Here is an 11,651-nt window from a genome sequence, read left to right on the forward strand (position 1 = left end):
CCTTTCAGTACATATCCGTACGTATGTACAAGACCGTTACATGCCGGTACCCGTTTCGGGTTCACCCGACACACTCCGACTCGATTCGGCACCCGGTCAATCTACAGTGCCCAGTGCGGAGAGATCGTCGGTCGTCATGCCGTCATGTCGAAAGCGGCGATGACCTTGTTCGGGGTCACCCGAACGATCAATTCGCCCGGAACACCGTTCCTGGTGCCGAACTCCTCGGCACGCTCGCGGCCCATGTACCGGGCTGCGATCTCGGTTGCGGTGCGAACCAGCTCCGCCGGGTCCTCGTCGACCGATGCAATTCCCTGCACCTGGACGAAACCGTACGGTGGCTGCTCGAGATCGACGGTCAGGACCACACGGGGGTCTCGGCGGATGGACTTGCCCTTGGCCGTGTCCGCACCCGTGTTGAACACGATCTCGTCGCCCTCGACGAGGAACCAGATGGGTGCCACCAGCGGCCTGCCGTCGGAGGCCAGGTACCCGAGCTTGCCGGTGCGGGTTCCCGCGGAGAGGAACTCACGCACACGCGGATCGGTGATCGACGTCATCGCAGATACGCTACGCGGCTGGGCCGACAGGATCTGCGATCTCGCGTACTTCGGCAGGTCTGCCCGACCCGACTCAGCGGCCCAGGGTCGCTCCGATCAAAATCAATCTCATCGCCCGCTCCGTGGCATCGGTCAGAAACTCGGCACCTCGTTCGAGCGCTTCGACCAATTCGACCGGCGAAGGCAGAATGCCGGCAAAGGCGTCGATACCCGAGTCGTAGTTGGCCCGGGCGTCGAGACCGATGGTGCCCGCGAGCGCGACCACAGGTTTGCCGTGGAGCTTTGCTCGGCGGGCGACCTCCGTGGGGATCTTTCCCTTCGGCGTCTGCTTGTCGATGGACCCCTCGGCGGTCAACACCAGATCTGCCGTCGATATGAGGCTGTCGAGGTCGACATGATCGAGCATCACCTCGAAGCGCGGTAGGAGCTCCGCTCGCAGGACCGCCGCCACGCCGGCACCCATCCCGCCCGACGCCCCCGTCCCGGGCCCGGTGCGCAGGTTCAGGCCTCCAGGCCGTGTCGAGACATCACGCTCCAACACCTCGGCCCAGCGGTCCATTGCTGCCGACAGCACCTCCACTTGCTCTGGTGTAGCTCCCTTTTGCGGCGCGAAGATTCGGGCCACTCCCCCGGGTCCACACAGGATGTTGTGCGGATTGCACGCAACCCTGATCTCCACCCCGCTTCCCGGAGCCAGACGTGGATCGAGGCCGGACACATCGATGTGATCGAGACGGACCAACTGTCCTCCGCCATCGCCCAACTCGAGGCCGTCCGCATCGAGCAGTCTCACACCGAGCGCCTGGAGCAGTCCCGCGCCGCCGTCCGAAGTACCGGAATCGCCGCATCCCAACAGTATTCGCTCGGCACCGTAGTCGAGGGCAGCGCGGATGAGCTCACCGACTCCCCGACTCGTGGTGACCGTCGGGTCTCGCATGTCTCGCGGAACCAGCGACAGGCCGGCAGCCGCCGCCATTTCCACGACCGCGGTGACCGGCCCGTCGGTTCCCAGTAAAGCGAAATGGGAAGCGACCGGCGCGCCTACCGGTCCGGTCACGACGGCATCGATCACCTTCCCCAGCGTGGCACCGGCAAGTGCACGGGCGGACCCTTCACCCCCGTCCACCAGGGGAACCGAGCTGACGATGGCGCCGGGCACCACCCGGCGAATACCCGCAGCGATGGCCGATGCGACCTCGTCGGCACCGAGAGATTCCTTGAACCCGGACGGGGCGACGACGAAGCGGAGAGGAGTAGAAGAGGGCATGGTGATCGGTTCCTTGTCGAGTGTGGGAGATCAGGAGATGGGGGTGCCGAGCAGAGGCCACACGGCCACGGCGAAGAACAGCACTGTCACCGCGGTCAACGGCGCGAGAAATGCGGACAGCCGCAGTAGGTCCTTCGGTGAATATGTCGGCACACCTTGAATTTTGGCGAATATTGCCACCGGCTTCGCCGAGGACGGCATGGTATGACAGAAGCCCGCTGCAGCCGTCGAGGCGAAGGCCGCGGCCACTGGATCGACGCCGAGCGCCAAAGCTGTGGTCACGACGAGCGGAACGAGGACGGACGAACGCGCCGAGCGAGATTGAATGAGCAGATGGGACGCCACGGACACCACGATCACCACCGCAATGAACACCCAGGCCGGTGCCGATCCGATCGGTACCACCGCGAACAACCCGTCCGAGAGCCACCCTGCCGCGCCGGACGTCGTCAGCGCGGTCCCGAGGGCCAGTGTCGCCGCCATGAACAGCAGCAGCGACCACGGCACGGTCGAGAGAGCCTTTCCGAAGTCGGTGGTACCGAAACGCGGAGAGGTGGAGATCAACGCACCGAGCAGGGCGATGATGGCCGGGTGCACGCCGTGCAGCGGTTCCGAGCACCACAGTACGATGACCACGGCCAGCAGCGTCGCGGCCCGGTTCTCCGCGATGGTCAGCGGTCCGGTCACCGGCGTCGGAAGCCGCGACGCCATGTCGGATACGTTCACCGTCAGTGGGATTCGGCGATCCTCACGATCGGTGAACAGCACGAGCACGAGTTCCGCTGCGCTATGGCTGCTGACCACGGCCAGCGGTACACCGAGCAGCAACCACGCGGTGAAGCTGATACCGGTGCCCGTCGCACTCTCCAGTACCTGGCTGGTGATCAGGTGCGCGCCTGCACCGATGAGGGTCGCCACAGCGGACAGCAAAATTACGGTAGGAAACAGAATTGCCAACGCCCGCACCACTCGCCTGCGCTCGGCAAGCGCCTGCGCCAACGCCAAGAACACCGGCAGCGCAAGAGCAGCACGGCCCGAGGTCGCCGGAATTGCGAATGCTGTCACGATGAGTGCGGCCGTCACCAGATGAGCGAGCTGACGCACAGTCCCCGCACCGCTGACGATGAACACTGCTGCGCGCGTTGCCAAACCGGACTCGCGAACTCCAGCGGCGATGATGAATGCCGCGATGAGAAGCCAGATGGTCTCCTCGCCGAGGGTATCGAACAGTGCGTCCGTACTCACCACACCGGTCAGCACCAGAGCCAGTGCGGCACCGAGAGCGACGTAGGTGTCGTCGATCTTGGTGAACACCCAGAGTGCAACAGCTGCGGTGAACACGACGAGCGTCGTCCGTCCCGCGCTGGGCAACCCTTCTGCCGCTCCGGAGAGCACAGCCAGAAGCGCAAGCAGCGCAACCGAACTCATGATGATTTGAATCACCCGACGGGTCATCAGATCGCGAAATCGCCACGCCCGCATCGGCTGTGGAAGGGGAGGTGGTTGCGTCCTGAAGCTGACCGTGTTCATATCGACCAGTCTCGGACCGACCGATGAAACGGCGATGAACAGTCCATGAGCGTTCTTTCATGAGCTGCTCGGCTCAGGCCAGTCGATACCCCATCCCGCGCACCGTCTCGATTCGGTCGGAACCGATCTTCTTGCGCAACATACGAACGTACACATCGACGACATTCGAACCGGGGTCGAAATCGTACCCCCATACGTGACTGAGGATCTGCTCGCGCGCGAGCACCTGCCGTGGGTGACGGAGAAACATCTCGAGCAGAACGAACTCGCGCGCGGTCAGCGACACCACCACACCGTTCACCACCGCACGCCTGGTGAGCAGATCCACAGCCAGAGAGCCGGATTCCAGAACGGAGACCGAGGGCTCTCGGTCACCGCCGCGCAGACGCAATCGAATACGTGCAAGGAGCTCCTCGAACCGGAACGGCTTGGTCATGTAGTCGTCCGCTCCGCCTTCGAGTCCGGTCACGGTGTCGTGCACCGAGTCACGGGCAGTCAGGATGATCACGGGAACACCGACACCGGCACCGCGCAAAGCTGCGATCACCTCGAACCCGTCTTTGCCGGGCAGGCCCAGATCCAGCACGACGAGGTCGAAATCTCCGGTCGTCGCATAGTCGATCGCGGTGATACCGTCGGCAACAGTGGTCGTGGTGAAACCGTTGGCCCGCAATCCCTTCTCGATGAAGGACGAGATGCGCTCGTTGTCCTCGGCGATCAATATTCGGCTCATCGTTCGTCTCTCATCGGGCCGGCAGGTCCAGTCCGAATGTCGCACCCGCGCCGGGTCGACTGTCGAGCGTCGCGGCACCGCGATGCCCATCGGCGATTGCTCGCACGATGCTCAGTCCCAGACCTGCACCCCCACTGTCCGATCGGCTCGAGCCATTACTTCCGCGGGCAAACCGTTCGAAGATGGCTGTCGCATCCGCGCTGGACACACCGGGACCGGTATCGTTCACCCACAATCGAACTCGGTCTTCGACGAGCTCCGAGCCCACGGTGATCCTGTCGCCGGGCCTGGTGTGCGATACCGCATTCTGCGCCAGCTGAAGCACTGCCTGCGTGACTCGCTGCGGATCGACCCGCACCGAGCCCCTGCCCACGTGCCCCAGTATCCAGTCGCGGTCGGCGAGCGCCCGCACCTTCGCGTCGATGTCGCGCGTGAGGATCTCGAGGTCCACAGGTTGTCTGTGAACGAAATCCGGCCGCTCGGCTTTGGCAAGAATCAACAAGTCCTCCACGATCCGGTTCATTCGGTCCAGTTCGTCGGTGACGAGCCGAACCGTTTCTTCACGCTCGCGTGGATCATCACCCATCAGTTCGAGATGTCCACGAACGATCGTGATCGGCGTCCGTAGCTCATGGCTCGCGTCGTCCACGAATTGTCGTTGCGCGGCGAACGCGGACTCCAGCCGATCGAGCATGTCGTTGAACGTGTCGGCGAGTTCGGCGACATCGTCGCGGCCCTCCACCTCGATCCGCCTGGACAGATCGTCCGTGGTGATCTGGGCTGCGGTCCGGCGAACGAGGCGTACGGGCGCGAGAATCTGCCCGGCCACCACCCAAGCGATACCGCCGGTGAACACCAGTGCCATCAGTGATACCCCGACAACCACGCGAACGGTGTTGGATACGTCTGCGCGCTCGCGGTCGACGAGGATTCCGATCGCGAACGTCCCGGCCTGGCCCCCGCCCGAAGGTTCTGCCACCTGCTTGGCCCAGGCGACTTCTCCTTCCGAAGTCTGTGTGGAGCCCACGCTGTCGGGTGAGTCGACAATGGCAGATACGACGGCCGTATCGCTGACCAGATCGCCCGGACCGCTGCGTTCCTGACGCAGGAGTCGATCGGTGTAGCCGAACAGGATCTCGTCATCGTCCGGGTATTGACGCTGCAGGTGCAACTGGAGCAGATCGGCGACGTTGGTGAACGGCAACCCATCGTCCGGGTCGCGGCCGGTCGCAGCGAACTCACTGAACTCGCCGATCTCCTGCTCGAGCGCTACTGCAGTATCTCGCTCGACGTCGGCGAGAAGAATTGTTCGCACTGCAACGCCCACGGCCAGCATGGCCAGTGCCATCACGAACAACAGCCAGCCCAGGATCCGCACTCGCGCAGGAATACGCGTTCCTACCCGGGGGCGACGAAGCGCAGGCTCGGGCTCCGGCACCTTCGGCGCGAGCACCTCGGTGCGGGCGTCACTGCCGTCGATCATTTTTTCGGTCGAGTTCACCCGTCGTCATCTTCCGCATCGTCGTCGCCGCCCAAATCGTCCTGGTTGCCGACGTCGTCATCATCATCCCCGTCCGGCAGAACTTCCACGGGCGGCGGGGCCGGCACGACGATGGACTGCGGTACAGCCGGAGGGTCCGCTGCAGCAGGGGCCGTCCCTCCTGCAGAACCCGTGTCGACAGAAGGGCCCGCGGTGGCCGGTGGGGCTCCGGTAGTCGGCGAGGCTCCGGTAGTCAGCGAGGCTCCGGTAGTCGGCGAGGCTCCGGTAGTCGGCGAGGCTGCGGTAGTCGACGGTGCAGCGCTCGACGCCGCGACCCCGACTGTGACTCGCGGCTCGAAGCTCGGCGGCTGTGGGGTGTCGGCGAGCACGGTACTCGCGAGCGCTACGCCTACCGGCACGATCACCACGGCCGCCAGGACTGCGATCTTGGGTGCGAACTTCACATCACCACATTCGCTTCGATGTGTGAGACGACGATGAAGGCAACATGAGTAGATTTTCATCTTCGCCCCGAGGCCGAACTCGCAAGCCGCCGGATCCTGGTGACTAGACCGCTGCGTGGGTCAGCGCGCCTGCACAGATCGTGGCCCTGATCTCCGTGTCCACGAGATCGCGAACCGTCCGGTGCTCAGGATGCTCGACGAGTACGACGATGTCTGCCGCGTCTCCCACTCCGAGGGCCCCACGACCACCGCAGGCGGCCTGCAGCGCGACGTCCAGGGGCACAGCCTCCTCGGGAAACCACGCCGGTCGGTCGTCGTCGGTTCGAAATACCGCCGCAGCGACCCCGGCCAACGGCTCGGGCGGACTGACCGGGGCGTCGGAGCCGAAGAGCAGCCTCGCACCGCTGCGATGGAGCGTTCCGTAGCCGTACGCCACCGAGCGCCGGCCGGACCACAGATTCTCCGCGATCTCGCGATCGGACATGGCGTGCTGCGGCTGCACCGAGGCCGCGACACCCAGTTCGGCGAAACGTCCGATGTCCTCTGGAAGGATCTGCTGCGCATGCTCGATTCGTCCCCCGCAGCCGGCCCGCTCGAACGCGTCGAGTGCGATGCTGTTGGCGCGGTCGCCGATTGCATGGATCGCCGGCACGATGCCATTGCGCGACGCCCGCGACACGAGCTCGAAGAGACTGTCCTGGGTCTCGAGCAACAGACCGTAGGCGTCGTCGCCGTCGACGCCCGGGTAACGGTCGTGGCAGCAGGCCGTTCTGGTGTTGAGTGAACCGTCGAGCATCACCTTGAGCGGTCCGCGCCTGATCAACTCCGAGAGCGCCGAGACGTCACCGGTTCGCTCGCCGCGTTCGATTGCCTCGTCGAGCCACTGCGGCCATACCGTCGTATCGACGCGTACCGCGGGAGAACCGGCCGACAGGCGTCGATCCCAGACGGTCCTGTTGTCCGCGAACTCGAAATCGACGACGCCGGTGACTCCGCGGACCGCCAGCGCTGCGGTGGCGTCGAGTACGGCCCGATCGAGTTCCGCCGGGTCTTCCTGTTCCTCGAGTGCCATGACCGCTTCGAGGCCGTCGACATCGCGGAGCACCCCGGTGGGGTGATCGATTCCCAGATCTGCGAGCAATGCCGGGCTCAGCCACAGCGTGTGCAGGTCCATGCTCGTCATGGCCACCCGGGCACCAGGCAGTGCATTCTCTAGCAGATCCTTGTGCGGCTCCTCGGGCCACTGTGCGTCCCGGAAGCCGTTGGCGCGCAACACCGAATCGCCTGCTGTCCGCGCATAGGGATACACCAGTGCGACGGCATCGGCCGCCGACATGGCCGGCCCGACGTCGATACGCCGACGCGCCGCCGCCCATTGAGTCAGGTGTACGTGGCTGTCCACGAACCCGGGCAGGGCAACGCCACCTCCCCCGTCGAGCACCTCGACACCGGCACTACGTGCACTGCGGGCGGGGACGATCGACGCGATGACCGAGCCGACGAGTTCGATGTCGAAGAGCACGCCGGAACCATCCAGTGCGACGTTGGCGATAATCACCCCTGGGACTCTAGAGCGTCGCCATCGTCGGCGCGCATGCCATCCTCTAGCAATGAAAACAGAGCCGACCGGACCCGTCGGATATCACGCGACCGTCACCGTGCGCTGGTCGGACATGGACGCATTTGCGCACATCAATCACGCCCGCATGGTCACCTTGCTCGAAGAGGCGCGTATCGAATGGCTGCTCAGTGAGGGCGAGGCGAACGAGAGCTTGATCAAGAGTGCGTTGATCGCGAATGTGACCATCGCATACAAGAAACCGCTTCGGCACTCGGACGGCCCACTCGACGTCACACTCTGGTTCGAGAAGGTGCGCGCCGTCGACTTCACCATCGGATACGAGGGGCGGGCCGCAGGCGCAGCACCGGATTCGCCACCGGCTGTGGTGGCGACCACCCGGATGGCGATGGTCGACGTCGGTGCCGAGACCTTGCGCCGCATCGCGCCGGAAGAAAAGGCCTATCTCGCCCGCTGGACTCGCTGATATTCGGCCGCCCGGTCGACGAACCACGCCAGGGCAGCCGGATCGTCGACCGCGCTGGATTCGAGAGTGCTTGTCGCCGTAGCTCCTTGGAAGAGTCGCTTGAGTGGCACCTCGAGCTTCTTCCCGGTACGCGTATGCGGGATTGCCTGCACCGCGATGACGTCGTCGGGAACGTGCCGCGGCGACGCCTGCGTTCTGATGACCGATTCGATGCGGCCGCGCAGTTCATCGGTGAGACCGTCCGGAACGACCACGAACAAGGGCATCCAGTAACCACCGTCCGTCAGCTCGATGCCGAGAACGAGCGCCTCGGTGATCTCATCCAGTGACTCCACAGCCTGGTAGATGTCGGCGCTTCCCATTCGTATGCCGTTGCGGTTCAGGGTCGAATCGGACCGACCGTGCACGAGAACACTGCCGTGATCGGTGATGGTGATCCAATCACCGTGACGCCAGATCCCTGGGTAGGTATCGAAATAGGCATCGCGATAGCGAGTTCCGTCGGCGTCGTTCCAGAAGTACAGCGGCATCGACGGCATGGGCTCGGTGACGACCAATTCGCCCACCGTCCCGCGCACCGAGTTGCCGGCCTCGTCGAAGGCGTCGAGCGCAACACCCAGGAACGGCACGGACAGCTCTCCGGCCCATACCGGGGCGGTTCGCACTCCCCCGGCGAATGCCGATACGACGTCGGTACCACCCGAGATGGAGAAGACGGGTATCTGCGCACCGATGTTCTCCGACAACCAGATCGACGAGGACGCAGGCATCGCGGACCCGGTGATCCCGACCGCTCGCAGAGCCGACAGGTCGTGATCCGTGCCGGGATGCGTGTCGGCCTTGATGCGCGAGAGCACGTAGCCGGGGCTGGTACCGAGGTAGGTCACACCCAGCCTGGCCGCGATGTCCCACAGCGCATCCGGCGAAGGGAACGACGGATTTCCGTCGGCGCACACGATGGTGGCACCGGTCAGCAGGCCCGCGATCTGGAAGTTCCACATCATCCAGCTCGGGCTGGTGTACCAGAAGAAGACATCCTCGGGTCCGAGATCTGATTGCAGGGCAACAGATTTGAGGTGCTCGAGCACCACACCACCATGACCGTGCACGATTCCCTTGGGTAGACCTGTGGTACCGGACGAGAACACGACCCACAGTGGGTGATCGAACGGGACGGCCACCGGTACCAGTTTCCGGCTCTCGGCGGTGGCGTCGGACCAACTCTGCGCCGTTCCCGACGGTTCGCCGATCGTCACCACTACCCGCAGTGTCGGAAGGCCTTCGACGAGAACATCGACATCGGCGGCCTTGTCTCGGAACTTTCCTCCGTAGGTGTACCCGGCGGCGGTGATCAGTGCCGATGGTTCGAGTTGTCCCAGACGATCGAGAGCTGCCGAGGCCGAGTAGTCCTGCCCGCAGGCGGACCACACCGCACCCAGGCTCGCAGTCGCCAAGAAGGCGATCACTGCCTCCGGGATGTTCGGTAGGTACCCGACGACGCGATCGCCGCGCCGAACTCCCTTGTCTGCGAGTGTCCCCGCGAGCGCGCCCGCCTGCTCGATCGTCTCCGCCCATGTCACGGTCTGCACAGAACCGTCCTCGCGGGCATGAACGATCGCGGCGCGACCGGGTCGAGCGTGCCTGATGACCTGGTCCACGTAGTTCAGCTCGGTTCCCGAAAACCACTGCGCGCCCGGCATTCCGCGTTCACCGAGTACGACGCTCGGCTCGTCGGCCGAGCCGATCTCGAAGAAATCCCACACTGCTCGCCAGAACAGTTCCAGCTCGGTCGTCGACCATCGCCACAGAGCCGAGTAGTCCGGTAGGAGCACATCGTGACGTTGCTCGACGAACCGCGCGAACTCGGTCACCCGAGCCTCGGCGAGATCGGAATCCGTCGGCGTCCACAGCGCACTGTCCATGCCTGCGAGTATGTCAGCCGAGCGATCGCCGTCAGATCAATCCGAGCGACCGCTCACGCATTTCCACCTTGCGCACCTTGCCGGTGACCGTCATCGGGAACTCGTCGACGACGTGCACGTACCGCGGAATCTTGTAGTGCGCGAGCCGACCATCGCAGAACGCCCGCACCGCATCCGAATCGAGCGGCGGGGCATCGTCTCTCATCCTGATCCACACCATGAGCTCCTCGCCGTACTTCTGGTCGGGAACACCGATCACCTGGGCGTCGAGGATGTCGGGATGGGTGTAGAGAAACTCCTCGACTTCGCGGGGATAGATGTTCTCACCGCCGCGAATCACCATGTCCTTGATCCGTCCGGTGATGGCCACGTAGCCGTCCTCGTCCATCACCCCGATGTCGCCGGTGTGCATCCACCCCTCGGTGTCGATGGCTTCGGCGGTCTTCTCCGGCTGCTCCCAGTAGCCCAGCATCACCGAGTAGCCGCGCGTGCACAGTTCGCCCGCCTGACCACGTGGCAAGGTGCTGCCGTCCATCGGGTCGACGATCTTCACTTCGAGATGCGGACCCACCCGACCCACGGTGGACACTCGCTGTTCGATGGAGTCGTCGCTTCGAGTCTGCAGCGACACCGGGGACGTCTCGGTCATGCCGTAGCAGATCGACACCTCCGTCATCCCCATGCGCTCGATCACCTGCTTCATCACCTCGGTGGGGCACGGTGATCCGGCCATGATTCCGGTCCGCAGACTGCTCAGATCGAAGGCGTCGAAGTTCTCCAATGCCAGCTCGGCGATGAACATCGTCGGGACGCCGTAGAGCGACGTGCATTTCTCCGATTCCACGGCGGTCAGTGTCGCGACCGGATCGAAGGAGGGTCCGGGAATGACCATCGCCGAGCCGTGCGAGGTAGACGCCAGATTGCCCATCACCATGCCGAAGCAGTGATAGAACGGCACCGGGATACACACCCGGTCCTCGGCGGTGTAGTGGCAGAGCTCGCCGACGAAGAATCCGTTGTTGAGGATGTTCCGGTGACTCAGCGTCGCACCCTTCGGGAAACCCGTTGTCCCCGACGTGTATTGAATGTTGATCGCGTCATCGGCCCGAAGCTGCTCGGACACGTCGGAGATCATCCTGGGAGTCTTCGCCAAGGCACGGTGCCCACGATCGGTCATAGCTTCCCACTGGATGCTCCCGATGAACAGAACCTCTCGCAGCGACGGCACCTCGGGTCGCGCGTTCTCGATCATCGCGGCGTAGTCCGAGCCCTTGAACTCGCTGGCCGACAACAACACCGAGACAGCGGCCTGTTTCAGGACGAATTGCAGCTCGTGTGACCGATACGCCGGGTTGATGTTGACCAGCACCGCCCCGATCTTCGCTGTCGCATACTGCGCCAGAACCCATTCGGGACAGTTGGGTGCCCATATTCCCACTCGATCACCGACCGCGACGCCGGCCACCAGTAGTCCAGCCGCCAACAGATCGACGTCGGCGACGAACTCCGAGTAGGTCCAACGTCGTCCGGAGGGTACGTCGATCAACGCGTCACGCTCGGAGAACGTCGCCGCGGTTCGATCCAGATTCGCGCCGATGGTCTCGTCGAGAACCGCAATGTCCGACGCACCGGAAGAATAACTGTCCATGC

General features: G+C 64.3%; 10 protein-coding genes. 1 reads left to right on the plus strand and 9 read right to left on the minus strand.

Going from position 1 to position 11,651, the window contains the following annotated elements; all coding sequences use genetic code 11:
* Window positions 1-134: 134 nt before the first annotated feature.
* The 7 genes from ASG84_RS03840 to ASG84_RS03870 all read right to left on the minus strand — a co-directional run bounded on the left by ASG84_RS03840 (window position 135) and on the right by ASG84_RS03870 (window position 7,592).
* Window positions 135-560: a PPOX class F420-dependent oxidoreductase gene (locus ASG84_RS03840; RefSeq protein ID WP_057475689.1), complete on the minus strand. Its 426-nt coding sequence runs from the start codon at window positions 558-560 to the stop codon at window positions 135-137.
* Window positions 561-633: 73 nt separating this feature from the next.
* Window positions 634-1,827, minus strand: a complete 1,194-nt coding sequence (locus ASG84_RS03845) for a glycerate kinase family protein (RefSeq protein WP_057475690.1) — start codon at window positions 1,825-1,827, stop codon at window positions 634-636.
* Between the two features lie 30 nt (window positions 1,828-1,857).
* Entirely contained in the window at window positions 1,858-3,255 is a 1,398-nt protein-coding gene (locus tag ASG84_RS03850; RefSeq protein WP_235581520.1) for an SLC13 family permease, read from the minus strand.
* Between the two features lie 175 nt (window positions 3,256-3,430).
* A complete protein-coding gene (locus ASG84_RS03855) occupies window positions 3,431-4,090 on the minus strand; it encodes a response regulator transcription factor (RefSeq protein ID WP_057475691.1) in 660 nt (219 codons plus the stop codon).
* A gap of 10 nt (window positions 4,091-4,100) precedes the next feature.
* Window positions 4,101-5,591 carry a sensor histidine kinase gene (locus tag ASG84_RS03860; RefSeq protein WP_235581521.1) on the minus strand — a complete coding sequence of 497 codons (1,491 nt, stop codon included), beginning with the start codon at window positions 5,589-5,591 and terminating at the stop codon, window positions 4,101-4,103.
* On the minus strand, window positions 5,588-6,034 hold the full coding sequence (locus ASG84_RS03865; RefSeq protein ID WP_057475692.1) for a hypothetical protein: 447 nt from the start codon (window positions 6,032-6,034) through the stop codon (window positions 5,588-5,590). Before ASG84_RS03865 ends, ASG84_RS03860 begins: the two co-directional genes overlap by 4 nt.
* Before the next feature lie 103 nt (window positions 6,035-6,137).
* Window positions 6,138-7,592: an amidohydrolase gene (locus tag ASG84_RS03870; protein WP_057475693.1), complete on the minus strand. Its 1,455-nt coding sequence runs from the start codon at window positions 7,590-7,592 to the stop codon at window positions 6,138-6,140.
* Between the two features lie 52 nt (window positions 7,593-7,644).
* On the opposite strand from ASG84_RS03870, the gene ASG84_RS03875 reads away from it, so the two are divergent.
* Complete coding sequence (locus tag ASG84_RS03875; protein WP_057475694.1) at window positions 7,645-8,079, plus strand: acyl-CoA thioesterase; 435 nt, start codon at window positions 7,645-7,647, stop codon at window positions 8,077-8,079.
* On the opposite strand, the gene ASG84_RS03880 is transcribed toward ASG84_RS03875, so the two are convergent.
* The gene (locus ASG84_RS03880; protein ID WP_057475695.1) at window positions 8,055-10,001 is read right to left on the minus strand and encodes an acetoacetate--CoA ligase; all 1,947 of its coding nucleotides are present in this window, start codon (window positions 9,999-10,001) and stop codon (window positions 8,055-8,057) included. The two genes, ASG84_RS03875 and ASG84_RS03880, sit on opposite strands and share 25 nt — an antisense overlap.
* A 31-nt stretch (window positions 10,002-10,032) precedes the next feature.
* A complete protein-coding gene (locus ASG84_RS03885; RefSeq protein ID WP_057475696.1) occupies window positions 10,033-11,649 on the minus strand; it encodes an AMP-binding protein in 1,617 nt (538 codons plus the stop codon).
* Window positions 11,650-11,651: the final 2 nt, after the last annotated feature.

The sequence above is a fragment of the Rhodococcus sp. Leaf278 genome (assembly GCF_001426085.1).
In the GTDB taxonomy this organism is placed as follows: domain Bacteria; phylum Actinomycetota; class Actinomycetes; order Mycobacteriales; family Mycobacteriaceae; genus Rhodococcoides.